The 23,912-nt window shown below is 71.2% G+C and carries 19 protein-coding genes; 10 read left to right on the plus strand and 9 right to left on the minus strand.

Annotated elements, in window-relative coordinates:
* Positions 1 to 95 precede the first annotated feature (95 nt).
* The 3 genes from O7626_RS05140 to O7626_RS05150 are packed head-to-tail and all read left to right on the plus strand — an operon-like array spanning position 96 to position 3,038.
* Positions 96 to 1,100 carry an ABC transporter permease gene (locus O7626_RS05140; RefSeq protein ID WP_278059751.1) on the plus strand — a complete coding sequence of 335 codons (1,005 nt, stop codon included), beginning with the start codon at positions 96 to 98 and terminating at the stop codon, positions 1,098 to 1,100.
* 43 nt (positions 1,101 to 1,143) lie between these two features.
* Positions 1,144 to 2,199, plus strand: coding sequence for an ABC transporter substrate-binding protein (locus O7626_RS05145; RefSeq protein ID WP_278059753.1), 1,056 nt, complete (start codon positions 1,144 to 1,146; stop codon positions 2,197 to 2,199).
* On the plus strand, positions 2,199 to 3,038 hold the full coding sequence (locus O7626_RS05150; protein WP_278059755.1) for an ATP-binding cassette domain-containing protein: 840 nt from the start codon (positions 2,199 to 2,201) through the stop codon (positions 3,036 to 3,038). The genes O7626_RS05145 and O7626_RS05150 overlap by 1 nt, the downstream gene beginning before the upstream one ends.
* Before the next feature lie 65 nt (positions 3,039 to 3,103).
* Here O7626_RS05150 and O7626_RS05155 read toward each other — a convergent pair whose 3' ends face one another.
* From O7626_RS05155 to O7626_RS05170, 4 genes are all read right to left on the minus strand, one after another.
* Positions 3,104 to 3,826, minus strand: a complete 723-nt coding sequence (locus tag O7626_RS05155; protein WP_278059756.1) for a FadR/GntR family transcriptional regulator — start codon at positions 3,824 to 3,826, stop codon at positions 3,104 to 3,106.
* A gap of 14 nt (positions 3,827 to 3,840) precedes the next feature.
* Positions 3,841 to 5,238: an enolase C-terminal domain-like protein gene (locus O7626_RS05160; protein WP_278059758.1), complete on the minus strand. Its 1,398-nt coding sequence runs from the start codon at positions 5,236 to 5,238 to the stop codon at positions 3,841 to 3,843.
* Positions 5,239 to 5,438: 200 nt separating this feature from the next.
* A complete protein-coding gene (locus O7626_RS05165; RefSeq protein WP_278059760.1) occupies positions 5,439 to 7,088 on the minus strand; it encodes a ricin-type beta-trefoil lectin domain protein in 1,650 nt (549 codons plus the stop codon).
* Positions 7,089 to 7,137: 49 nt separating this feature from the next.
* Positions 7,138 to 9,468, minus strand: a complete 2,331-nt coding sequence (locus O7626_RS05170) for a beta-L-arabinofuranosidase domain-containing protein (RefSeq protein WP_278059762.1) — start codon at positions 9,466 to 9,468, stop codon at positions 7,138 to 7,140.
* Positions 9,469 to 10,086: 618 nt separating this feature from the next.
* Between O7626_RS05170 and O7626_RS05175 the strand changes: the two genes are divergently transcribed.
* The 3 genes from O7626_RS05175 (at position 10,087) to O7626_RS05185 (ending at position 15,184) form a co-directional block, all read left to right on the plus strand.
* Positions 10,087 to 12,201, plus strand: coding sequence for a family 43 glycosylhydrolase (locus tag O7626_RS05175; protein WP_278059763.1), 2,115 nt, complete (start codon positions 10,087 to 10,089; stop codon positions 12,199 to 12,201).
* 66 nt (positions 12,202 to 12,267) lie between these two features.
* Positions 12,268 to 13,647, plus strand: coding sequence for an endo-1,4-beta-xylanase (locus tag O7626_RS05180; protein WP_278059766.1), 1,380 nt, complete (start codon positions 12,268 to 12,270; stop codon positions 13,645 to 13,647).
* A 205-nt stretch (positions 13,648 to 13,852) separates the two neighbouring features.
* The gene (locus O7626_RS05185) at positions 13,853 to 15,184 is read left to right on the plus strand and encodes a PHB depolymerase family esterase (protein WP_278059768.1); all 1,332 of its coding nucleotides are present in this window, start codon (positions 13,853 to 13,855) and stop codon (positions 15,182 to 15,184) included.
* Between the two features lie 45 nt (positions 15,185 to 15,229).
* Here the strand turns inward: O7626_RS05185 and O7626_RS05190 are convergent, their stop codons facing one another.
* The 5 genes from O7626_RS05190 to O7626_RS05210 are packed head-to-tail and all read right to left on the minus strand — an operon-like array spanning position 15,230 to position 19,809.
* A complete protein-coding gene (locus O7626_RS05190) occupies positions 15,230 to 16,342 on the minus strand; it encodes a branched-chain amino acid ABC transporter permease (protein WP_278059770.1) in 1,113 nt (370 codons plus the stop codon).
* Positions 16,339 to 17,199 carry a branched-chain amino acid ABC transporter permease gene (locus O7626_RS05195; RefSeq protein ID WP_278059772.1) on the minus strand — a complete coding sequence of 287 codons (861 nt, stop codon included), beginning with the start codon at positions 17,197 to 17,199 and terminating at the stop codon, positions 16,339 to 16,341. Before O7626_RS05195 ends, O7626_RS05190 begins: the two co-directional genes overlap by 4 nt.
* Positions 17,196 to 17,852: an ATP-binding cassette domain-containing protein gene (locus O7626_RS05200; protein WP_278059774.1), complete on the minus strand. Its 657-nt coding sequence runs from the start codon at positions 17,850 to 17,852 to the stop codon at positions 17,196 to 17,198. The genes O7626_RS05195 and O7626_RS05200 overlap by 4 nt, the downstream gene beginning before the upstream one ends.
* Positions 17,849 to 18,622, minus strand: coding sequence for an ABC transporter ATP-binding protein (locus O7626_RS05205; RefSeq protein ID WP_278059777.1), 774 nt, complete (start codon positions 18,620 to 18,622; stop codon positions 17,849 to 17,851). Before O7626_RS05205 ends, O7626_RS05200 begins: the two co-directional genes overlap by 4 nt.
* The gene (locus O7626_RS05210; protein WP_278059778.1) at positions 18,619 to 19,809 is read right to left on the minus strand and encodes an ABC transporter substrate-binding protein; all 1,191 of its coding nucleotides are present in this window, start codon (positions 19,807 to 19,809) and stop codon (positions 18,619 to 18,621) included. The genes O7626_RS05205 and O7626_RS05210 overlap by 4 nt, the downstream gene beginning before the upstream one ends.
* A gap of 177 nt (positions 19,810 to 19,986) precedes the next feature.
* Between O7626_RS05210 and O7626_RS05215 the strand changes: the two genes are divergently transcribed.
* From O7626_RS05215 to O7626_RS05230, 4 genes are all read left to right on the plus strand, one after another.
* Positions 19,987 to 20,907 (plus strand): PaaX family transcriptional regulator C-terminal domain-containing protein, encoded by a 921-nt coding sequence (locus tag O7626_RS05215; RefSeq protein WP_278059780.1) that lies wholly within the window; start codon positions 19,987 to 19,989, stop codon positions 20,905 to 20,907.
* Positions 20,908 to 21,039: 132 nt separating this feature from the next.
* Positions 21,040 to 21,450: a thioesterase family protein gene (locus tag O7626_RS05220; RefSeq protein ID WP_278059781.1), complete on the plus strand. Its 411-nt coding sequence runs from the start codon at positions 21,040 to 21,042 to the stop codon at positions 21,448 to 21,450.
* A gap of 2 nt (positions 21,451 to 21,452) precedes the next feature.
* Positions 21,453 to 23,084 (plus strand): long-chain-fatty-acid--CoA ligase, encoded by a 1,632-nt coding sequence (locus O7626_RS05225; RefSeq protein ID WP_278059783.1) that lies wholly within the window; start codon positions 21,453 to 21,455, stop codon positions 23,082 to 23,084.
* Positions 23,081 to 23,911 (plus strand): SDR family oxidoreductase, encoded by an 831-nt coding sequence (locus tag O7626_RS05230; RefSeq protein ID WP_278059785.1) that lies wholly within the window; start codon positions 23,081 to 23,083, stop codon positions 23,909 to 23,911. The genes O7626_RS05225 and O7626_RS05230 overlap by 4 nt, the downstream gene beginning before the upstream one ends.
* Position 23,912 lies beyond the last annotated feature (1 nt).

Below are 23,912 nucleotides of genomic sequence, written 5' to 3' on the forward strand. Positions count from 1 at the left end.
GGTCGGCCGGCGTGGCAGGGTAACGCCAGGTCGGCTGCAAACATCTGACCTATCCGGACGGTGCTGCGGCGAAGCTGGGGAGGTCGGGTTCGGCGATGACTACCGTCGAGCAGTCCGTCGAGACGCGGGGAAGGCTGGCCGACTGGTTCCGGCAGCGGATCTCGCACGCCGTCTCGGAGTTCACCGCCGCCGTCGCCCTGGTGGTGCTCTTCGTCGCGCTCAGCTTCGCCAGTCCACACTTCCTGACCGCCGACAACCTGTTCAACATCGGCTCCCAGACCGCCGTGATCGCGATCATCGCCACGGCACAGACCATGGTGATCATCACCCGGGGGATCGACCTGTCGGTGGGGTCGGTCGCTGCCCTGGCCGGCGTCGTGGGCGCGATGGCCGTCCGTGACCTGGGCTTCTCCGTCTGGGCCGCCACCGGGGTCGCGGTCGCCGTCGGGGCGATCGCCGGACTGCTGAACGGACTGCTGGTGACCGTGGCCCGGATCCCGCCGTTCATCGCGACCCTCGGCACGATGTCGGCGGGACGTGGTCTGGTCTTCATCGTCACCGGGGCGGTCGGGGTCTACGGGCTGCCCAAGTCCTTCCAACTGCTCGGCAACGGCGAGCTGTTCGGGGTCCCGTTCGCCGTACTGCTCACCGCCGTCGTTGCCGTCGGGGTGGCGTTCCTGCTCTCCCAGACCCGGTTCGGCCAGTACGCCTACGCGATGGGCTCCAACCCGGAGGCCGCCCGGCGCTCGGGCATCCCGGTCGGCCGTCACCTGACCGGGGTGTACGTACTGGCCGGCGTGCTGGTCGGGCTGGGCGGCATGATCGCGGCTTCCCGGGTCAACTCCGGTCAGCCCAACTACGGGATCGCACTCGAACTCGACGTCATCGCCGCGGCCGTCATCGGCGGAGCCAGCCTCTTCGGCGGGCAGGGCCGGATCGTCGGGACGATGATCGGCGCCTTCCTGATCGCCCTGGTGCGCAACGGCGCCGTACTGCTCGACATCAGCATCCACTACCAGCAGGTGATCGTCGGTCTGATCATCTGGGCCGCCGTCTACTTCGACCAGTACCGCCGCCGCCGTCTGGAGGCACGTGGCTGACGTGCCCCGCTCCGGCCACCCGGGACGAGGAAGGACACACCAAATGTCATACCGCAGCACGAGCAGCCGGTGGGTGGGCGTGCGCCGCCCGTACGGCCGGGCACTTCTGGTCGCCCTGCTGGCGACGTCGGTCCTCACCGCGTGCGGAAGTGTCGAGGTCCGCGACGGCGACGACGGCGCGCCGAAGGAGCAGAGCGGGCCGCTGGAACTCGCCGTGGTGCCCAAGGCCGTCGGCCACGAGTTCTGGAACACGGTACGGGCCGGCGCCGAGTGCGCCGCGAAGCGGGCCGGGGACGTCACGGTGCAGTGGGACGGGGTGACCGCCGAGACCGACGTGGAGGGACAGGTCAACCTCCTACAGAACTTCGTCACCAGGAAGGTCGACGGCATCGTCTACGCGGCGACCGACTCCGCCGCGCTGGCGCCTGCCACCGAGCGGGCCGTCACGGCCGGGATCCCGGTCGCGATGATCGACTCCGGCACCGACCCGCAGCCGGACAACGTGCCGCTGTACGCCACCGACAACCGGGCCGCGGCCGTGCAGGCGGCCAAGCTGCTCGCCGACGAACTCGGCGCCGGCAACCACGACGTGGCGCTCATCGAGTTCCAGCCGGGCTCGCAGACCAACACCGAACGGGTCGAGGGCTTCAAGGATGGCCTGACGAAGTACCCCAACCTGAAGCTGGTGGGACAGCAGCCCAGCCACAGCGACGTCAACGAGGCTCGCCGGGTCACCGAGAACATCCTCACCGCCAACCCGCGGCTCGCCGGCGTCTTCGCGGCCAACGAGCCGAGCGTGCTCGGCGCCGCGCAGGCCATCCAGGCGGCCGGCAAGTCCGGCAAGGTCGTCATCATCGGCTGGGACGCCGCCCCCGACGAGATCGCCGGGCTGCGCAGCGGACAGATCTCGGCGCTTGTGGTGCAGAACCCGTTCAAGATGGGTTACCTCGGGGTGGACAGCATGGTGAAGCACCTCCGTGACAAGGCGCCGCTGGCGTCGGCGGACACCGGCGTCACGTTCCTGACCAAGGAGAACATCGACGCCGCCGAGTCCAAGGCGGTACTCGAGCCGAACTGCGACAACCCTCCGGTGCGGTGATGGGCACGACGCCGGTCGGCGGTACGGCCACCGAGCCGGGGCAGGGCAGCACCGAGCCGGGGCGGGGCGCCGCCGGGGAGCCGGTGCTGGAGGCGCGCGGCGTCGTCAAGCGGTTCGGGCACGTCGAGGCGTTGCGCGGCGCCGACTTCACCGTGCACCGGGCGGAGGTCGTGGCGCTGATCGGCGACAACGGGGCGGGCAAGAGCACCCTGGTCAAGGCGCTGTCCGGTGTGCACGCCCCGGACGAGGGGGAGATCCGGGTCGGCGGCCGGGCCGTGCACTTCGCCAGCCCGATCGACGCCCGCCGGGCCGGGGTGGAGACGGTGTACCAGGATCTCGCCGTGGCCGACGACCTGAGCGTCGCCGCCAACCTCTACCTGGGGCGGGAGATCTCCCGCCCCGGGCTGCTGGGCCGGCTCGGGCTGCTCGACAAGCCCGCCATGCGCCGGGGGGCCGCCGCCGCGCTGGACGAGCTGGGCGTCCGGATCCCCCGGGTCAGCACCCCGATCGCGATGCTCTCCGGCGGGCAGCGGCAGTGCGTGGCGGTGGCCAGGGCGATCATCTGGGCGACGAACGTCGTCATCCTGGACGAGCCCACCGCGGCGCTCGGCGTGGTGCAGACCGGGCGGGTGCTCGACGTGGTGCGGCGGGCCCGGGACGCGGGCATGTCCGTGGTGCTGGTCAGCCACAACATGCCGCAGGTGCTCGAGATCGCCGACCGGATCGAGGTGCTGCGGCTCGGTCGCCGGACGGCCCGGTTCCGGGCCGACGAGGTCGGCACGGACGACCTGGTCGCGGCGATGACCGGCGCCCGGACCACCGCCCCGGAGGACCACTGACGGCCACCGCCCGCGCCGGCCGCGCGCTCCGGGCCCGCTCAGCCGGCCGGCAGTTCCGGGCCCGCTCAGACGGCCGGGAGGTCCGAGGCCGGGTCGGGATCCTCGGGCAGCCCGTGCAGCGACTCCTCGACGCCGACCAGGTGGTTGGCCATCCGGATCCTGGCCCGTTCGGGGTCGCGGGCGACGAGCGCGGTCCAGATCGCCACGTGCTCCTCGTGGGTACGCCGGTCCGCACCCTCCTCGTGCAGGCTGCGCCAGAGCCGCCCCCGGACGGTACGCCCGGCGAACGCCTCGATCAGGCCGACGAGTACCGGATTGTCGCTGTGCGCCGCGATGATGCGGTGGAAGGCGATGTCGATCTCGATGATCCGCTCGTGGTCCGGCGGCGTCTGGCCGACGGAGCGGGCCGCTTCGTCGAGCAGGTCCTTGGCCTGGGCCAGCGCCTCGTCGGTGATCCTGGTGGCGGCCAGCCGGGCCGCCTCGCATTCGAGCAGGCGCCGGACGGTGTGGATGTGCCGCGCGTCGCCCTGGCCCTGTAGGTCGACGACGAAACCCATCGGCGCCAGCAGCTGGGTGGTGTCGAGGTTCGTGACGTACGTCCCGTCGCCCTGCCGGGTGTTGACGATGCCGAGGATCGACAGCGCCGACACCCCCTCGCGCAGCGAGCCGCGCGAGACGCCCAGCGACTCGGCGAGGTCCTTCTCGACGGGAAGCCGGTCGCCGGGCCGGAACATCCCCTCCAGGATCATCCGCTTGATGCCGTTCACCACGTCGTCGGTGCGGGACATGACGGGCGGGTTCCTCAGCGGCCGGCGGGGGCGGCCGAGGCGTCCCACGCCGGGTACGGCCCGGTCGCGGCGGTCGCCCGCGCGGAAGCCGCCTCGGCCCAGTAGCCGCCGTCGGGGAACCGGTACCGTTCCACGGACTCAGGACGCATCTGCGTAGAGTAGCCCGGCCGGATCGGCAGCAGGTAGGCGCTGCCGGAGCCGGTGTCCCGGACGAGGCACGGGTCGGTGAAGTGCTCGTGCAGGTGGTCGACGTACTCGGTGACGCGGTTGTGCAGGTCCCCGGAGACGGCGACGTAGTCGAGTACGGAGACGTGCTGGACCATCTCGCACAGCCCGACACCACCGGCGTGCGGGCAGACCGGCACGTCGAACTTCGCCGCGAGGAGCAGTACGGCGACGATCTCGTTGATGCTGGCCAGCCGGCCGGTGTCCAGTTGGCAGAAGTCGACGGCCCCGGCCTGGAACAGTTGCTTGAACATGACCCGGTTGTGGCAGTGCTCGCCGGTGGCGACCCCGACGGGTGCGACGGCGCGCCGGACGGCCGCGTGTCCCAGGATGTCGTCCGGGCTGGTGGGCTCCTCGATCCAGAGCGGCGCGAAGCGGGCCAGCGCCCGGACCCACTCGACGGCCTGCCCGACGTCCCAGACCTGGTTCGCGTCGATCATCAGGCTGCGGTCCGGGCCGATGATCTCGCGGACGATGGCGCAGCGCCGGATGTCGTCGTCGAGGTCGGCGCCCACCTTGAGCTTGACGTGACCGTACCCGGCGTCGACCGCCTCCTGGCAGAGCCGGCGCAGCTTGTCGTCGTCGTAGCCGAGCCAGCCGGCCGAGGTGGTGTAGGCGGGGTAGCCGGTGCGGGCGAGTTCGGCGACCCGGTCGGCTCTGGTGTCCGCCTTCCGGCGCAGGATGTCCAGTGCCTCGGCCCGGGTCAGCGCGTCGGAGAGATAGCGCAGGTCGGCGATGTCGACGAGCTGCTCGGGGGACATCTCGGTGAGCAGCCGCCACAGTGGCTTGCCGGCGTCGCGGGCGACGAGGTCCCACGACGCGTTCAGCACGGCGGCCAGCGAGAGGTGCACCACGCCCTTCTCCGGGCCGAGCCAGCGCAGCTGCGAGTCGGCGGTGAGGTGGCGGTACACCCCGCCCATGTCCGCCGCCATCGTCTGCACGTCCCAGCCGACCAGGCGGCGGGCCTGGTGCACCGCCGCCGCGACGACGATGTCGTTGCCCCGGCCGATGGTGAAGGTCAGCCCGTGTCCGGCGAGCGGTTCACCGAGCGGATCGACGCCGTCGGTGTGCAGGACGACGTACGCCGCCGAGTAGTCGCCGTCCTTGTTCATCGCGTCGGAGCCGTCGGCGGTGAGCGAGGTGGGGAAGCGGACGTCCTCGACGGTCACGGCGGTGATCTGCGGCATGCGGTCCTCGGGGTGCGCTGGCCAAAAGATCTGATGACTACGGAAGTGTACGGAGAATTCGTCCGTACCGTCAACGGCCGTACCATGCCGACAGACCCAGACATCTAATGTATTGCGGCCGGCTACCTGGAGAAACGGTTGGGCCGGCGCGGGGGTCCCGCACCGGCCCAACCGTTCGGCGCCGCTTCGTCAGTGCACGGTCACGCCCGGCTCCAGCGCTGGTTGGCGCTGGTGTGGCAGGTCCAGACGATCACGGTGGTGCCGTTGGCCGTGCCGTTGTTGTTGACGTCCAGGCAGAGCGACGGGAACTGCCCGTTGCCGATGGTGCCGTTGGCGTTGAAGGTCCACCGCTGGTTGGCGCCGCCGTTGCAGTCCCAGATCTGCGCCCGGGTGCCGGCGGTGGCGTTCGTCGGGATCTGCAGGCACTTGCCGAGCACCTGGAGGGACTGGCCGGACTGGGTGATCTGCTGGTTGGGGTTGCTGTGGCAGTCCCAGATGAGCATGCCGGTGCCGTTGGCGGTGTTGCCGTTGTCCAGGTCGAGGCAGCGCCCGCTGGACTCGCTGCGCAGCCGGAACGTGGTGGTCGGCGGCGGGGTGCTGGTGCCGCCGCCGCTGACCCGGTAGACGACGGTGCCGTGCGCGGGCACCGAGGCGCTGATCGAGCCGGTGCTGGTGGAGGTGGCGTTGGTCCACGCGTCCCGCAGCGTGAAGGAGCTGCCGGACTTGCCGATCGCCGCCGCCGTGGTGCTGACCGTGGTGGTCGAGGAACCCTGGTTGAACAGGGCCACCGCGACGTCCCCGTCGGCCAGCCGCTTGGCGAGTACCCGTCGGGTGCCGTCGTTGGACACCTGGGTCGCCTGGAGGCCCAGCGAGTCCTGGTTGATGGCGATCAGGTTCTGGTTCTTCAGGATGGTCTGGGTGGCCGCGTCCATGTTGCGGAGGTCGTTGCCGGCGATCAGCGGCGACGCCATGATCGCCCAGAGGGCGAAGTGGCTGCGCATCTCGGTGTCGTTCATGCCGCCCCGGCCGACCTCCATCATGTCCGGGTCGTTGAACGAGCCGGGGCTGGCGTAGTGGGCCAGCGGCACGGTCACGTTGACGATGTTCTGGATGCCCATCGGATAGCCGTTGGTCTGGCCGGTGTCCCAGGCGTTCGTGATGTCCTCGGTGGTACGCCAGATGTTGGCCACGTCGCCCCAGTTGCGCATCGGGCCGGTCTTCTCGTGGATGCTGTTCGAGTTGATGCTGTAGAGGATGGGCCGGCCGGTGGCGGCCAGCGCGTCACGCATCAGGGCGAACCGGGACACCTGCTCGTTGATGGTGCCGGTGGGGGAGCACCAGTCGTACTTGAGGTAGTCGACGCCCCAGGCGGCGAACTGCCGGGCGTCCTGCGCCTCGTGGCCCAGCGCACCGGTGGCACCGGGGTAGGAGCCGAAGTACTGCGCACAGGTGCGGTCCAGCGGGGCCTGGTAGATGCCGAAGAGCAGGCCCCGGGAGTGCAGGTAGTCGCCGAGCGCCTTCATGCCGCTGGGGAAGCGGCTCGAATTGGCCTGGAGGTTGCCCTGGGCGTCCCGGGTCGAGTTCATCCAGCAGTCGTCGACGACGACGTACTTGTAGCCCAGGTCGCGCATTCCGGAGTTGACCATGGCGTCGGCCATCTGCCGGATCAGCGTCTCGTTGATGTTGCAGCCGAAGGTGTTCCAGCTGTTCCAGCCCATCGGGGGAGTACGGCCCACCCCGTTGTTCAACGCGCTCGCCGGTCGGGGCGAGGAGACCGCCTCGACCACTGTCACTCCGGCCGCGACCAGTGCCACGGTCAGCGCGGCCAGCCATCTGGTACGGGTACGCATTGCCTCTCCAATCCTTGTGGTGGTCGCGCCAGGCCCGGGAACGGGTTCCTCAGTTGCGGACCAGGCGCCAGCGGTTGTCGGCACTGCCGTTGTCCGGGTCCTGCACGGCCTGCGCGCCCCAGGCGGTGGAGCCGTTCAGGATGCCGAGCAGCTTGCCGGTGTGCACGTTGCGGATCTTGTATGTCCCGTCGCCCTGGTCCAGCAGCGTCCACAGGTGGTCGGCGGTGCCGTTGTCGGCCCACTGGAGCACCCGGGCGTTGTCGGCGGTGGACATGTTCTCCACGCCGAGCACCTTGCCGCTGTGCACGTTGCGCAGCTTGACCGCGCTGCCCTCGGTGACCACGACCCAGTTGTGGTCGGCGGTGCCGCTGTCGCCCCACTGCACCGCGAGCCCGCCGTCGGCGGTGGACATGTTCTGGATCCCGAGCACCAGGTTGGTGCCGGCGTTGAGCAGCCGGTAGCTGGTGGCGCCCGGGTCGCTGCCGCCGCTGGTGCTCCAGTAGACGGTGTAGTTGTGCCCGTGCGCGTCGTAGAACGGGCCGAGGTTGACCGTGCTGCCGTTCGCGGTGGCGGTGAAGGCCAGCGAGTTGCTGCCGGTCCGGTTGACCGACGAGACGGTGAGTGACGGCAGGGCGGAGAGGGCGGTGTTGCCGTAGTTACCGGAGAGCACGACCGGGCCGTAGGTCACCGCGGCGACGTTCGGGTTGTCGTTGGCGGCCTGCATGACCACCCGCATCGGCAGCCGGACGGTGACGGTGTCCCCGGCGGCCCAGGTACGGGTGAGCGTGGCGTAGCTGCCGGGGGTGGTGGCGACGTCCTGCACGGTGCCGTTGACGCTTATCGTCGCGCCGCTGGTCCAGCCGGGGATGCGCACCCGGATGCTCCACGAGCCGCTCATGCTGCCGGCCAGGGTGAGCGTGCTGGTGTCGCCGACCGGGAAGTTCGTGGTCTGGGTGACGGTGATGCCGCGCTGGCTCCAGGTGAGCACCGACGGCAGGAACAGGTTCACCGTCAGGGTGTTGCCGTTGTGGAAGTAGACGGAGTCCATCAGCGCGGTGTTGACCTCGATGCCGGTGCCCTGGCAGCACCAGAACGAGTTGTAGTCGGTGCTCCAGGTGCCGCCGCCCCAGGCCGGGCCCACGCCGCGCCGGCCACCCGGGTTGAGCGGGGTGAAGTACGTGATGTGCCCGTGGTTGTCGGCCGGGTTCTGCGCCCCGACGATGTGGTTGAGCAGGGCCCGCTCGTAGAAGTCGAAGTACGCCACCCGGTTCGGGTCGAGCAGCCACAGCTCGCGGGTCAGCTTCAGCATGTTGTAGGTGTTGCAGTGCTCGCAGGTGTCCTGCCGGAGATAGCCGGCGATGGCGTTCGGCGGGCGGAAGTGCTCGGCCTGGCTGTTGCCGCCGATCGCGTAGGTGTGCGCGCCGACCGTGATGTTCCAGGCGTTGCTGGCGATGTCCCGGTAGCGGGTGGTGCCGGTCGCCTTGTACTCCCGGGCGGCCCCGATCCACTTCGGCACCTGGGTGTTGGCGTGCAACCCGTTGAGCTGGTCGGAGTTCGCGGCCAGCGGGTTGAACACGGCGGCGTGGTCGAACCGCTGCGCCACGGTCAGCCAGCGGGCGTCGCCGGTCTGCTGGTAGATGTCGGCGAGCACCGCGTTCATGCCGCCGAACTCGGTGCCGAGCATGTTCTGCATCTGGCTGGCGCTCAGCCGGCCGGTACGCCAGTCGACCCAGCCGGCCAGCGCGAGCAGCACGTCCCGGGCCTGGTTGTTGCCGATCTGGCGCCACACGTCCAGCAGCCCGGCCATCGTCTTGTGGATGGCGTAGTACGGCACGTTGCCGTTGTTGAGGGTGCGCGCCTCCAGGGCGGTGAAGTCGGACTCCGGAAAGCCGGAGAGGTAGCCGGCGTTGAACCCGGCGGCGGAGTTGTTCGCCTGGCACCTGGCGAGTTCGGCCACCATCTGGTTCGCCCTGTCCCGGCAGGTGGTGTCGCCGAGCACCGCCCAGCCCTGCGCCCAGGCGGTCAGGAAGTGCCCCTGCATGTGGGTGCGGAACGGGAAGTTCGGTGCGTCCCAGCCGCCGTTGGTGGCGGCGCCGTTGGTGGACAGCCGGTGGTTGGCCCGGAAGTTGTAGAGCATCCGGTTGACGTCGACGAACCGCAGGTAGTTCATCGTCCGGTTCTGGTTGTCCAACCACCGACTGCTGGTCAGCCGTACCTGGCCCAGCTCGAACGGGTAGGCGGAGACGCCGATGTCCGGACGGGCCGGCGGAACGGCGGCCGATGCGGCCAGTTGGGCGATGCCGGGGCCGACGGCGGTGGCGACGGTGGCGGCACCGGCGGCCTGGAACAGCCGGCGCCGGCTCACGGGCGGGAACGACACGGTGGTTCTCCATCTCGCGGGGAGCGGTGGGCCGGATGGGACGGTGGCCCCTGGGCGGTCGAGGCGGGCCGTGGGCCGGGCTGACGGGCAGCCGGCCGGGCGACAGCGGTGGAGACTTCCCTCGTGCCCGGACCTGTCGCGGCGGGCGGCGGATCTTCGGGACGGGGCGGGGTTCGAGGCGCGCCCGGGGCTGCGCGCGACGCAGCGTGCCGGGGGCCGGCGAGCCGGCCGTGGCTTCTGGACCGCTCGGACCGAAGTCGTCGCCTTTCTCCGTGCGGACGGGCGGAGGTCAGCGATGTCATGGCGAGCTATCGATGTGAGCGGTAACATACACCGGGGTCTACCCCGCCGCAAGCCGAGGGCATTTATCGATTTTGCCGAGGCGTTACAACTTGACGCCTCGCATGTTATCGCTCACAGTCGATGGACGAGGACTGACGCGGAGCCGGCTCACCGGGCGAGCCGCCCGTCGTACCTCGTGCCCGGAGCGTGCGCCAGGGCATGCGTACCCCGGGCGGCGGTCCAGGTCAGGCAGCGCGGACACTCCGCTCGCGGCGTCCCCGGCATGTCCGGAACTCGAGCGGTTGCCCCGAGTATTGCCAGTTGGAGGGAAAACTCATGGAATTCTCCGGTGGGTCGTCGGCGCCCTCGCCAGTACGGCGGAGACGGCTGCCACGATTGGTGGCCGCGGCGGCGGCGGTGGTGCTGGCGGGCGGTGGTGCGGTGGCGGTGGTCTCGACACCCGCCGACGCGGCGACGGTCGACCCGAACGCGTGGTACGTGCTGGTCAACCGGAACAGTGGCAAGGCGTTGGACGTCTACAACTCGGCCACCAACGACGGTGCCCGGATCACCCAGTGGGCCAGGAACAGCGGCAACCAGCAGCAGTGGCAGTTCGTCGACTCCGGTGGCGGCTACTACCGGGTGAAGTCGCGGCTGTCCGGCAAGGTGCTCGACGTCAACGGCGCCTCCACCGCCAACGGTGCGGCGATCATCCAGTGGAGTGACCACAACGGGAACAACCAGCAGTTCCGGCTGGCCGACTCCGACGGCGGCTACGTGCGGCTGGTCAACCGGAACAGCAACAGGGTGATGGAGATACAGAACGCCTCCACGGCCGACGGGGGCAACGTCGTGCAGTACGACGACTGGAACGGCGCCAACCAGCAGTGGCAGCTCGTCCGGGTCGACGGCGGCGGCGACCCGACCACGCCACCGCCGACCACACCGCCGGCCAGCGGCAACTACACGAACCCGGTGGTCTGGCAGGACTTCGCCGACGTCGAGGTCATCCGGGTCAACGACGCCTACTACATGACGGCGTCGACCATGCACTACTCCCCGGGTGCGCCGGTGCTGCGCTCCTACGACCTGGTGAACTGGGAGTTCATCGGACACTCCGTGCCGAGCCTGGCCGAGTTCGAGAACAACGCCTACAGCATGAACGGCGGCCGGGCGTACGTGAAGGGCATCTGGGCGTCCACCCTCGGGCACCGGCGCAGCAACAACACCTTCTACTGGATCGGCTGCGCCGAGTTCAACCGGACCTACGTCTACACCGCCAGCTCGGCGGAAGGACCGTGGACGAAGCGGTCCCGGATCAACAACTGCTACTACGACGCCGGCCTGCTCGTCGACGACAACGACACCATGTACGTCGCGTACGGCAACGGCACCATCAGCGTCGCGCAGCTCTCCGCCGACGGCATGTCCCAGGTCCGCGCGCAGCAGGTGTTCCAGACCCCGTCCAGCGTCGGCACCCTGGAAGGCGCCCGCTTCTACAAGCGCAACGGCAGCTACTACATCTGGCTCACCAAGCCGGCCAACGGCCAGTACGTGCTCAAGGCCAACAACCCGTGGGGCCCGTACGAGATGCGCCAGGTGCTGCTCAACATGCCCGGCCCGATCTCCGGCGGCGGCGTACCGCACCAGGGCGGACTGGTGCAGACCCAGAACGGCGCCTGGTACTACATGAGCTTCGTCGACGCCTACCCCGGTGGCCGGGTCCCGGCGCTCGCCCCGATCACCTGGAGCGGTGACGGCTGGCCGAGCATCCAGACCGTGAACGGCGGCTGGGGCGTCAACTACCCCAACCCGCTGCCGCTGCGCCCGGTCAAGCCGCTCACCGGCTCCGACACGTTCGCCGGCACCACCCTCGGCCCGCAGTACGAGTGGAACCACGTCCCGGACAACAGCCGCTGGTCGGTCAACAACGGGTTGCAGCTGCAGACCGCCACCGTCACCAACGACCTGTACAGCGCCCGCAACACCCTGACCCACCGGATCCAGGGACCGTCCTCGACGGCCACCATCGAGCTGGACTACTCCACGATGCGGGACGGCGACCGGTCCGGCCTGGCCATGCTGCGGGACCAGTCGGCCTGGATCGGCATCAAACGCGACAACGGTGCCACCCGGGTGGTGATGACCGACGGCCTCACCATGAACAGCAGCTGGGCCACCACCGGCACCGGCACCGAACGCGCCTCCGCAGGCGTCTCCGGCGGCCGGATCTGGCTGCGCGTCAACGCCGACATCCGGCCGGGCAGCGGCCGGCAGGCCCGCTTCTCGTACAGCACCGACGGGAGCACGTTCACCAGCCTCGGGCCGGCCTTCACCCTCAACAACGCCTGGCAGTTCTTCATGGGCTACCGATTCGGCATCTTCAACCACGCCACCCAGGCACTCGGCGGCTCCGTCACGGTACGCCGGTTCGACATCACCACCCCCTGACGTTCCGCGCGGGAGTCCGGGCAGATGAACGACCACCGTAGGAACCGACACCGAGAAGGCAGAATCATGGCTAGCACAAGAAGACTGAAGCTGACGGCGGCGGTCGCCGTCGCCGGGGCGCTGGTGGCCGGCATGACGGTGGCACTGGCCACCTCCGCCAGCGCCGGCACCACGCTGGGTGCCTCGGCGGCCGAGAAGGGCCGCTACTTCGGCACCGCCACCGACCCGCACATGTTCAGCAACTCCGGCTACATGACCGTGCTGAACCGCGAGTTCAACCAGCTCACCAACGAGAACGGCATGAAGTGGGACGCCACCGAGCCGCAGCGCAACCAGTTCAACTGGACCCGTGGCGACCAGCTCGTCGCGCACGCGCAGTCCCGCGGGATGCTGGTGCGCGGGCACGCGCTGCTCTGGCACCAGCAGCAGCCCGGCTGGGCGCAGGGTCTCTCCGGCAGTGACCTGCGCAGCGCCGCCATCAACCACGTCACCCAGGTCGCGTCGCACTGGCGGGGCAAGATCCATTCCTGGGACGTGGTGAACGAGGCGTTCGCCGACGGTGGTAGCGGCGGGCGGCGTGATTCGAACCTGCAACGCACCGGGAACGACTGGATCGAGGCGGCGTTCCGGGCCGCGGACGCCGCTGACCCGAACGCGAAGCTCTGTTACAACGACTACAACACCGACGGGATCAACGCGAAGTCGACGGGCATCTACAACATGGTGCGGGACTTCAAGTCCCGGGGTGTGCCGATCGACTGCGTGGGGTTCCAGTCGCACCTGGGCACCACGATCGCCGGTGACTACCAGGCGAACCTGCAACGCTTCGCCGATCTCGGGGTCGACGTGCAGATCACCGAGCTGGACGTCCAGCAGGGTTCCAACCAGGCGAACATCTACCGTACGGTGACCCGGGCCTGCATGGCGATCTCGCGCTGCACCGGCATCACGGTCTGGGGCGTCCGGGACTGCGAGTCGTGGCGTACCGGCGCCAACCCGCTGCTCTTCGACTGCAACAACAACAAGAAGGCGGCGTACGACGCGGTGCTCGCCGAGCTGAACGCCGGCACCGGCGTCCCGCCGACGAGTACGCCCCCGGTCAACCCCACCACGACGCCTCCGGGCGGCAACCCGACCACCCCGCCGGCCGGCGGGGCGGGCTGTACGGCGACGGTCTCGCTGAACCAGTGGACCGGCGGGTTCGTCGCCAACGTGCGGGTCACCGCCGGATCGGGCGGCACCCGGGGCTGGACGGTGGCGATGACGCTGCCCGGCGGGGCGAGCGTGACCGGCACCTGGAGCGCCACCGCCAGTGGCAGCACCGGCACGGTGCGGTTCAGCAACGTCAGTTACAACGGTCAGCTAGCGGCCGGTCAGGTGACCGAGTTCGGCTTCCAGGGGAGTGGAAGCGGATCCGGGATGACCCCCACCTGCACCGCCAGCTGATCCACCCGCTGGCCCGGCCCGGGCTTCGCCGATCCGGGCCGGGCCGGACCGGCCGACGCCTGCCCCGGTTCGGCGACGCCGACCGGCCGGGGCGGGCGTCGGCTCCCGAGTCTCCGCTGTCGGCTCCCGAGTCTCCGCTGTCGGCTCCCGAGTCTCCGCTGTCGAATACGGGTTCCGGCCGTCGAAGCCGGGTGAGGAAGCGCCGATGAGATCGAAAAGCACCCTGCTGACCGCCGTGCTGGCGTCGGCCGTGGCCGCACTGGGCACCGCGGCCCTGCTCGCCGCGCCGGCCCAGGCCGCCACGTTGACCCAGGTGACCAACTTCGGCAGCAACCCGACGAATCTCCAGATGCACCTCTACGTGCCGGACCGGGTGGCCGCCCGGCCGGCCCTGCTGCTCGCCCTGCACTACTGCACCGGCAGCGGGCCGGCCCTGCACACTGGCACCGGGTTCAGCTCGCTCGCCGACCGGTACGGCTACATCGTGATCTATCCGTCGGTGACCCGGAGCAGCAAATGCTGGGACGTCTCGTCCGCGCAGGCCCTGCGCCGGGACGGCGGCAGCGACCCGGTCGGCCTGAAGTCGATGGTCGACCACGTCCGGCAGCGCTATCCGGTGGACCCGAACCGCATCCAGGTCGCCGGGCTCTCCTCCGGAGCCATGATGACGAACGTGATGCTCGGGCTCTATCCGGACGTCTTCGAGGCCGGGGTCAGCTCCTCCGGCGTACCGTTCGGCTGCTTCGCCACCACCAACGGCTCGGAGTGGAACAGCGACTGCTCCGGCGGGCGGATCACCCGTACCCCGCAGGCGTGGGGCGACCTGGTCCGCGACGCCTATCCCGGCTACTCCGGCCGGCGTCCCCGGATCCAGGTCTGGCACGGCAGCACGGACACCACCCTCAGCTACGTCAACTTCGGCGAGCAGGTCAAGCAGTGGACCAACCTGCACGGCCTGTCCCAGACGCCGGCGTACACCGACCATCCGCAGTCGAGCGCCACCCGGACCCGCTACGGCGGCACCGGCGGCACGGCGCCGGTCGAGGCGATCAGCTTCCAGGGGTACGGCCACTCGATCCCGTTCGACGCCGCCCAGGCGGTCCGGTTCCTCGCCCTGGACAGCGCCACCGCGCCGACGACGCCCCACGGCACGACACCGCCGGGCAACCCGACCACCCCGCCTGTAACGCCGACCACCCCGCCCGGGGACCCGACCACCCCGCCGGGCACCACCCCGCCGGCCTCCGGTGCCTGCTCGGCCGGCGTCTCGGTGCAGTCCTGGACCGGTGGGTTCGTCGCCACGGTGCGCGTCACGGCCGGCCCGGCCGGCACCGAAGGCTGGACGGTCAGCCTGACGCTGCCGGCCGGAACCTCGGTGACGAACACCTGGAACGCCACCGCCAGCGGGACCACCGGCACGGTTTGGTTCGGCAACGTCGGCTACAACGGTCGGCTCGGCCCCGGCCAGGCCACCGAGTTCGGCTTCCAGGGCAGCGGAAGCGGGTCCGGCATCACCCCGACCTGCACCGCCGGCTGAACCCGGCACCGCTGACCCTGTACCCGCCGTGGGGGTCGCCGGGGGTCATCCGTCCCGGGTGACCCCCGCCCGTGCGGCGTCGTCGCCCGTCGGGGTGTCCGACGCGTCCGTGGTCGCGCTCGTGGTCGTGGCCGGGTCTGTCGTCGCGCCCGCCAGGGCGCCCGTCGGTAGATGCCCCGGCCGGGCCGGGCCGAGCCGGGCCAGCCGGTCCCGGACGGCCGGCACGATCCCGTGTGGCAGGAAGAGCACCACGAGCACCAGCAGCAGGGCGTAGACGGCGTACGACAGCACGCTCGGCGCGTAGCTCGGCATCCCCGGCTGGGTGCCGACGTTGTTGAGCACCTGCACCAGCAGGATGATCGCGGTCGCGCCGACGAGTGCGCCCCAGAGCGTGCCGAGCCCGCCGACCACCGCCATCACGACGTACTCGATGGAGAGCAGCACCGGGAACGAACCGGGAGCGATGTAGCCCAGGTAGAAGGCGTAGATCCCGCCGGCCAGGCCGGCGAAGGCGGCCGACAGGGCGAAGACGGCGAGCCGGTAACGCCCGACCGGTACGCCGCTGGCGGCGGACGCCGTCTCGCTGGTGGCCAGCGCCCGCAGTCCCCGCCCGGGGCGGGACGCCACCACGTTGCGGGCCACCAGCAGGGTCACCGCCACCGCGACCCAGACCAGGTAGGCGTAGGAGATGTCCTCGGCGAACTCGGCGCCGCCGACGGAGAGCCGGGGGATGCCCTGCAACCCGATCGCACCGCCGGCCCAGTCGGCCTGGCTGACCAGGGAGAGCAGGATGAGCTGCATGGCGAGCGTGGCGAAGGCGAGGTGGTGGCCGCGCAGCCGGAGCAGCGGCACCCCGACCACCAGGGCGAACGCGGCGGCGGCCAGCGGTGCGACGAGCAGGCCCGCCACCGACGGTACGCCGTGCACGGCGAGCAGCCCGGCGGTGTAGCCGCCGATGGCGTAGAACGACGCCTGCCCCAGCGACACCTGCCCGGCATAGCCCATCAACATGGACAGTCCGATGGTGACGATCGCGGCCAGCCCGAGCAGGATGTAGACGGCCAGGTGGCTGCCGGAGAGCAGCGGCGGCAGGGCCAGCGTCACCGCCGCCACCGCCACGACGGGAAGCCATCGGGTCATGTCCCGCGCCGGGTTCACGCCACCTCCTGCTGTACTACCGGTTGGCGTGCCGCCTGCCAGATCATCACGGCGAGCATCAGGACCAGGGCGACCTCCAACTGGTACGCGCCGCCGCCGTACCCGGCGACGAGCGCCTGCGCGACGCCGAGCAGCAGGCCGCCGACCAGGGTGAGTGCCGGCCGCAGCAGGCCGCCGAGGATGGCGGCGGCGAAGCCGCCGACGACGAGGGTCACGTCGTAGTCGAAGGTGACCAGCTGGATCGGGGTGACCAGCACCCCGGCCAGCCCGCCGAGCGCACCGGCGATGGCGAAGGAGAGCAGGCCCATCCGCTTGACGTCGATCCCGACCACCCGGGCCGCGTACGGGTTGGAGGCGCACGCCGACAGGGCGCGGCCGACGTCGGTGCGCGCGAAGAGCCCGCCGAGCCCGGCGAAGACCGCCAGGGTGGCGCCGATGATGAGCAGGTAGTGCGCCTGGAAGCGGGCGCCGAGGAACTCGACCGCACCGGGTACGCCGGGGAACGAGCGCGGCTGGTCGCCCCAGAGGAGGACCTCGACCGCGTACGCGAAGACGCCGAGCCCGAGCGTGACGATCAGGGAGGCGCCGGGCGGGGTGCCCGGCTTGCCGATCGCGACCAGTCCCACCAGCAGGCCGGCGACGGCGCCGACCGCCACGGCGAGCGCCTCGGCCAGCCCGTGCGGCAGCCCGCCGGCCAGCAGCGTCGAGGCGGTCATCGCGGCGATCACCGCGAACGAGCCCTGCGCGAAGTTGACCACCCGGGTCACCCGGTAGACCACCACCAGCCCGCTGCCGACAAGCGCGAACGCGCAACCGCCACCGAGCCCGGTGATCAGGTACTGCAACAGTTCGCTCATGCTCCCGCCCCCAGGTAGGCGGCGGAGACCCGGGGGTCGGCGGCCAGTTCGGCGGCGGTACCGGCGGTGGCGATCCGGCCCGCCTCCAGCACGTAGCCCCGGGAGCAGAGTTCCAGGGCCAGCCGGGCGTTCTGCTCGATGAGCAGCACGGCGAGTCCCCGTTCGGCGTTCAGCGCGGACAGGTGCCGGGCGAGGTCGGCGACGACGAGCGGGGCGAGGCCGAGGGAGAGTTCGTCCACCGCGAGTACGTCCGGGCGGGCCATCAGGGCCCGGCCCACCGCCACCATCTGCTGCTCGCCGCCGGAGAGCCGGCCGGCGCGGCGGCGGCGCAGCGCGGCGAGCGCCGGCAGCACCTCGTAGATCGGGCCGGTGTCCCGGTTGCGGATGCGCCAGCCGCCGAGTCGCAGGTTGTCGTCCACGCTCAGGTCGGGGAAGACCTGCCGGCCCTCGGGTACGTGCGCGAGGCGACCCTGGACGCGGACCGTGCCGCCGGCCGGGCGGAGGATGCCGGAGAGCGTGTCGACGAGAGTGGACTTCCCGGCCCCGTTCGGCCCGATAAGCGCGACCATCTCGCCCGGCTGGACGTCGAGGCTGACCCGGTCGAGGGCGGTCGCCACCCCGTACCGGACGGTGAGCTGGTCCACAGTGATCACGCCGTCACCTCCGTGCCCAGGTAGGCGGCGACCACCGCCGGGTGGGTCCGGATCTCGGCCGGCGTGCCCTCGGCGATCACCCGGCCGAGGTCGAGCACGGTGACCCGGTCGGCGAGCCGGGTCACGAACGCGACGTCGTGCTCGATCTTGATCATCGTCAGTCCGCCGGCCTTCAGCTCCTCGATCAGCTGGGCCAGCGACTCCCGCTCGGCGGCCCGCAGCCCCGCCGCCGGCTCGTCGAGCAGCAGCAGGCGCGGACGGCCGCAGAGCGCGCGGGCGACCTGGAGCGCCCGCTGCTGGCCGAGCGGCAGCGACTCGGCCGGCCGGTCCGCCCAGTCGGCCAGCCCGACCCGGTCGAGCGCCTCCCGCGCGCGCTGCCGGATCTCCCGCTCCTCCCGGCGGTGCCGGGGCAGCCGGAGCACCGCGGCGGTGAAGCCGCCGCGGGTGGTGGCGTGCGCCCCGACCATCACGTTCTCCAGGGCGGTCATCCCGCGGAAGATGCGGGCGCCCTGGAAGACGATCGCGATGCCGAGCCGGGCCCGCCGGTGCGCCGGCAGCCGGTCGACGCGCTGGCCGGCGAAGGTGATCGTGCCGGCCCCGGCCGGCAGCTGCCCACCGACCAGGCTGAACAGCGTGGACTTCCCGGCGCCGTTCGGCCCGATGATGCCGCGCAGCTCGCCGTGCGCGACGTCGAGGTCGACGTCGCGCACGGCGTAGACACCGCCGAACGCCCGGGACACGCCGGCGACCCGCAGCAGCGGCTCGGTCACCTGCCCGCCACCGTGGCCAGTTGCTCGGCCGACCACTCGGTCGGGACCAGCGCACCGCCCTTGACCGTGTTGATCGAGATGTAGTCGGCCTTCAGCCCGGCGTGGTCCGTGGCGCTGTAGGTGTAGGTGCCGTTCGGGGTGGTCGCGGTCAGCCCCTCCAGAGCGGCCTGGATCTTCTCCGGCTCGGTGCTGCCCGCCTTCTCGATCGCGGCGACCAGCAGCTTCACCCCGCTGTAGCCGTCCTGGGCGAACTGCGGCGGCGGGTAGCCGTGCTGCTTCTCGAACGGTTCGGCGAGTTCGGCGATGGCCTTCTTCTGTGCCCCGTCCGGCAGGCTGTCGCCGACCACGCCGATGGAACTGGCCACCACCGCGCCCTCGGCGGCCGCGCCGACCGGCTCCAACCAGAGCTTGCTGGCCTGCGCGCCGGTGAAGACGACCGGAACCCCGAGGTTGGCGGTCGGGAACTGCTTGGCCAGCGCCACCCCGGGCGGCCCGGTGGCCCAGACGACGAGCGCCTGCGCGCCGGAGGAGCGCACCTGGTTGAAGACCGCGGAGAACTCGGTCGTGGTGGTCTGGAACTCGGGGGTCGCGGTGAGCGTGATGCCGTACCCGGCCGCCTTGGCCTTGGTGCCGTTGAATCCGGCCCGGGCGTAGGAGCTTTTGCCGTCGTAGGCCACGGCGACCCGGCTGATGTTCTGGGCCTTCAGGTATTGGAGGATCCGGTCGGCGTACGTGCCGGAGGTGGCCGGCACCACGAAGACGTACGGGTGGACCGGGTCGACCTGCTCGTCGGCCGGGGTGAGCGAGACGTACGGGATCTTCTCCCGGTCGACGAGCGGGATGGTGGCCAGGGCCGAGTTGGAGAACGGCGACCCGATCACCGCCGCGACGTCCCTGCCCTTGAGGTCGTTGAAGGCCAGCACCGACTGGTCGGGCTGGCTCTTGTCGTCGCGGACGAGCAGCTCGATCTGCCGGCCGAGCACTCCGCCGGCCGCGTTCACCTGCTCCACCGCCAGTTTCACGGATTTCTCGTTCTCGGTGCCGAGTGGTGCGTAGTTGCCGGTAAGCGACACGATCTGGCCCACCTTCAGGGGCCCGTCGTCACCACCGGGTTCGGAGTCCTGTCCGCAGGCGGCCGTGGCGAGGACCACGGCGAGCACGGCGGCGGTTACAGCGGTACGTCGCACGGGTGCCTCCCGCAGCGAGGGGACAGCTTGTTACCAGGACGCTAGACACTTGTTGCACGCCGGTCAATATTGCTGCCGAATGTTTGGTGGTGGGCGACGAATCGTGTCGGCGGCGGTCACCGCTCGTGGCGAGGCTGTGTCGCTGGCGGGCGGTCCGAAATCTGTATAGTGACCAGCATGGCGGTCCAGCCCTCGGCGCCCGCCGCCGACCTGCCGCGGGTGCAGGCCGGGGGCAGCCCGCAACACCTGCTGCTGACCCTACTCGGCGACTACTGGTACGGACAGCGGGCGCCGCTGCCGTCCGCGGCCCTGGTGGCGCTGCTCGGCGAGTTCGGCATCACCGAGGTCAGCGCGCGGGCGACCCTGAGCCGGCTGGCCCGGCGCGGGCTGCTCGAACTCTCCCGGACCGGCCGGCGCACCTCGTACGCGCTCAGTGCCCGTGCCGCCGAGGTGCTGACCGAGGGGCGCGGGCACATCCTCTCCTTCGGCACCGGCCGGGCACAGTGGTCCGGCCGCTGGACGGTGGCCGCGTTCTCGGTGCCGGAGGACGACAGGTCCCGGCGGCACGCCCTGCGCACCCGGCTCGGCTGGTACGGCTTCGCCCCGCTCTACGACGGACTCTGGGTCTCCCCACACGAGCGGGTCCGCGAGGTGACCGGGATCCTGACCGAGCTCGGCATCGACCGGGCGACGGTCTTCACCGCCGAACTCGCCGAGGGCGGGCCGGTCGGCGGGCACCCGGTCAAGGCGTGGGACCTCGACGCGCTGCGGGCCGGATACGAGCGGCTGCTGGCGGCGTACGAGCCGGTGCGGCAGCGCTGGCGCGGTGGGCGGATCGGCACGGCGGAAGCCCTGGTCGCGCGTACCGCCCTGATGGACGACTGGCGGACGATGCCGAGCCTGGACCCGGAACTGCCCACCGAACTGCTGCCGGCGCGCTGGCCCCGATCGCGGGCCCGGGAACTCTTCGTGGAGCTGTACGACGGCCTCGCCGGCCTGGCCGAGCAGCGGGTGGTCCAGGTGGTCGCCGAGTACGACCCGGCGCTGGCGGCGCTGGTGCGCAGCCACACCAGCCGCTGCCACGACCTGCCGGACTGAGCACCTGTGACGGTCGTCCGGCCCGCCCTTTCCGCTGCCGTCGCGGGCAGCCCGCCTCAACCCATGTATGACATATGTCTTGACGACGGGAGCGTGAGAAGCAAATCTAGGAGCGGGGCGAGGGAGGGATCCATGGCTGAGCCCGCGTCGATCGTGACCAGCCGGCGGCTGGAGTGGTCCGAGACCGATCCGATGGGTCGGTGGCACTACTCCACGGCGCTGCGCTTCGTCGAGCACGCCGAGACGTCGCTGCACCAGCGGCTCGGGGTGGGCATGGAGGCGTTGCGCCGGATGCCGCGGGTCAACGTGACAGTGGACTTCCTCGGCCCGCTGCACCACACCGACGTGGCGCAGACGGCCCTGGCCGTCGAGCACGTCGGCCGCAGCTCTCTGCGCTACGCGTTCAGCATCGCCCGGGACGGCGTCGACGTGGCCCGGGGATCTCTGACCATCGCCTGGTACGACCCCGCCACCGGGCGTACCGCGCCGTGGCCGGAGGAGATCCGCGAACTCTTCACCGCGGCGGGCCCGCAGGAGGGCTGACCATGCGCAGCACGATGGGGTCGATGCCGCTGTCCGTGGCGATGGTGCTGCGCCGGGCCGCCGCGACCGGACCGCACGCCCGGCTCGTCGGGCTGACCGCCGCCGGCCGCGGCGTGCGGACCTGGCCGCAGCTCGCCGAGCGGGCCCGCCGGCTGGCCGCCGCGCTGCCCACCCTCGGGGTGGCCCCGGGCGACCGGGTCGGCACCTTCGCCTGCAACAGCCTGCGTCACCTGGAACTCTTCTACGGGGTGCCGATCGCCGGTGCCGTGCTGCAACCGCTCAACGTCCGGCTCTTTCCCGACCAGATCGCCTGGATCGCCGCGCACGCCGAGGACCGGGTCGTCTTCGTGGAGGCGGCGCTCACCGCCCGGCTGGCCGAGATCCGCCCCCAGCTGACCGGGGTACGGCGGTACGTCGTCATGCCCGACGGCACCGAGCCGCATCCCGACTTCGCCGACGCCGTCGACTACGAGGAGTTGATCGCCGGGGCCCCCGACGAGGAGCCGGTCGAGGTCGACGAGTGGGCCGCCGCCTGCCTCTGCTACACCGGCGGCACCACCGGCCGGCCCAAGGGGGTCGTCTACTCGCATCGGTCGCTGACCCTGCACGCGATGAGCGGCCTGTTCGCCGACTCCTTCGCGATCCGGGAGAGCGACGTCCTGCTGCCGCTGACCCCGCTCTTCCACGCGACGTCCTGGGGCATGCCGTACTCCGCCGCGCTCGCCGGTGCCGGGCTCGTGCTGGCCGGGATGGACACCAGCCCGCAGGCGGTACTCCGGCTGGTCCGCGAGGAGCGGGTCACCGTGGCGGCCGGGGTGCCGACGTTCTGGCTGGCCGTCGACCAGCTGGGGCCGGGCGCCGACGACCTCGGCACGCTGCGCCGCATCCTCTGTGGCGGGTCGGCGATCCCGTTGGAGCTGATCCAGCGTTACCACCGGCGCGGCGTCGACATGCAGCAGGGCTGGGGCATGACCGAGATGTCGCCGTCCGGCAGCCTGACCGTCGTCCGGGGGCACCTGGCGGACCGGCCCGAGGCCGAGCGGCTGGCGCTGCACGCGACCCAGGGCTTCGCCACGGCCGGGGTGGAGCTGCGGATCGTCGCGCCGGACGGCGAGGTGCTGCCGCACGACGGGGTTTCCCCGGGCGAGATCGAGGCACGCGGGCCGTGGGTCACCGAGGCGTACCACCGGCCGGACGACGACGCCAACGAGACCAGGTTCCGGGACGGCTGGCTGCGCACCGGCGACGTCGGCACGATCGACCCGGACGGCTACCTGCACCTGCTCGACCGGGACAAGGACCTCGTCAAGTCCGGCGGCGAGTGGATCAGCTCGATCGACCTGGAGAACCACCTGATGGACCACGACGCGGTGGCGCAGGCCATGGTCATCGCGGTGCCGCACCCGGTCTGGGGCGAACGGCCGGCGGCGCTCGTCGTCACCTGTGCCGAGGTCGACGCCGAGACCCTGCGGGCGCACCTGCGCTCCCGGGTGGCGAGCTGGTGGGTGCCGGACGTGGTCGAGTTCGTGGCCGACCTGCCCACCACGGCGACCGGGAAGTTCGACAAGAAGCGCGCCCGCGCGCTGTGGCAGGACAGGTTGGCAGCTCTCACACCAAACGGAGGAAAGTCGTGACGGGAGTGCTGAACGGTCGGGTGGCGGTGGTCACCGGCGCCGGGCGGGGGATCGGGCAGGCGACGGCGCTGCTGCTCGCCGAGCACGGCGCCCGGGTGGTGGCGAGCGACCTCGACGCCGGTGCGCTCGAGGAGACCCTCGCCCTGCTCGACGGGCGGGGCACCGCCGTCGCCGCCGACCTCACCGACCCGGACACGCCGCCCGAGATCGTGGACCGGGCGGTGCGGGAGTACGGCCAGCTCGACATCGTGGTGAACAACGCCGGCTACACCTGGGACGGCATCTTCCACAAGATGGGCGACGACCAGCTCGCGGCCATGCTCGACATCCACCTGGTGGCGCCGTTCCGGCTGCTCCGCGCCGCCGCCCCGGTGCTACGGGAGGCGGCCAAGCGGGACGCCGCGCAGGGGCGCGAGATCTTCCGCAAGGTGGTGAACGTGGTGTCGATCTCCGGGACGATGGGCAACGTCGGCCAGGCCAACTACTCGGCCGCGAAGTCCGGGCTCGTCGGGCTCACCAAGACGCTGGCCAAGGAGTGGGGACCGCTCAAGATCAACGTCAACGCGGTGGCCTTCGGGTTCGTGCAGACCCGGCTGACCGCGGAGACCGCCGAGGCGGGCACCTTCGACCGTGGCGACCGGCAGATCCCGCTCGGCATCCCGGCCCAGGTACGCGAGCAGGCCGCCGCCCGGATCCCGGTCGGTCGCGGCGCCACCCCCGCCGACGCGGCCGGCGGCATCTTCCTGCTCTGCACACCGTGGTCGAACTTCATCCACGGTCAGGTGATCACCGTCGCCGGTGGCCAGGCCGAGGGGATGAGCTACTGAC

The organism is Micromonospora sp. WMMD1102, from assembly GCF_029626265.1.
In the GTDB taxonomy this organism is placed as follows: Bacteria; Actinomycetota; Actinomycetes; order Mycobacteriales; family Micromonosporaceae; genus Plantactinospora.

Excerpts from the sequence above, each read along its gene's own strand:
- O7626_RS05140 (WP_278059751.1), top strand. The coding sequence starts at position 96 with ATGACTACCGTCGAGCAGTCCGTCGAGACGCGGGGAAGGCTGGCCGAC.
- O7626_RS05145 (WP_278059753.1), top strand. The coding sequence starts at position 1,144 with ATGTCATACCGCAGCACGAGCAGCCGGTGGGTGGGCGTGCGCCGCCCG.
- O7626_RS05150 (WP_278059755.1), top strand. The coding sequence starts at position 2,199 with ATGGGCACGACGCCGGTCGGCGGTACGGCCACCGAGCCGGGGCAGGGC.
- O7626_RS05155 (WP_278059756.1), bottom strand. The coding sequence starts at position 3,826 with ATGTCCCGCACCGACGACGTGGTGAACGGCATCAAGCGGATGATCCTG.
- O7626_RS05160 (WP_278059758.1), bottom strand. The coding sequence starts at position 5,238 with ATGCCGCAGATCACCGCCGTGACCGTCGAGGACGTCCGCTTCCCCACC.
- O7626_RS05165 (WP_278059760.1), bottom strand. The coding sequence starts at position 7,088 with ATGCGTACCCGTACCAGATGGCTGGCCGCGCTGACCGTGGCACTGGTC.
- O7626_RS05175 (WP_278059763.1), top strand. The coding sequence starts at position 10,087 with ATGGAATTCTCCGGTGGGTCGTCGGCGCCCTCGCCAGTACGGCGGAGA.
- O7626_RS05180 (WP_278059766.1), top strand. The coding sequence starts at position 12,268 with ATGGCTAGCACAAGAAGACTGAAGCTGACGGCGGCGGTCGCCGTCGCC.
- O7626_RS05185 (WP_278059768.1), top strand. The coding sequence starts at position 13,853 with ATGAGATCGAAAAGCACCCTGCTGACCGCCGTGCTGGCGTCGGCCGTG.
- O7626_RS05195 (WP_278059772.1), bottom strand. The coding sequence starts at position 17,199 with ATGAGCGAACTGTTGCAGTACCTGATCACCGGGCTCGGTGGCGGTTGC.
- O7626_RS05215 (WP_278059780.1), top strand. The coding sequence starts at position 19,987 with ATGGCGGTCCAGCCCTCGGCGCCCGCCGCCGACCTGCCGCGGGTGCAG.
- O7626_RS05220 (WP_278059781.1), top strand. The coding sequence starts at position 21,040 with ATGGCTGAGCCCGCGTCGATCGTGACCAGCCGGCGGCTGGAGTGGTCC.
- O7626_RS05225 (WP_278059783.1), top strand. The coding sequence starts at position 21,453 with ATGCGCAGCACGATGGGGTCGATGCCGCTGTCCGTGGCGATGGTGCTG.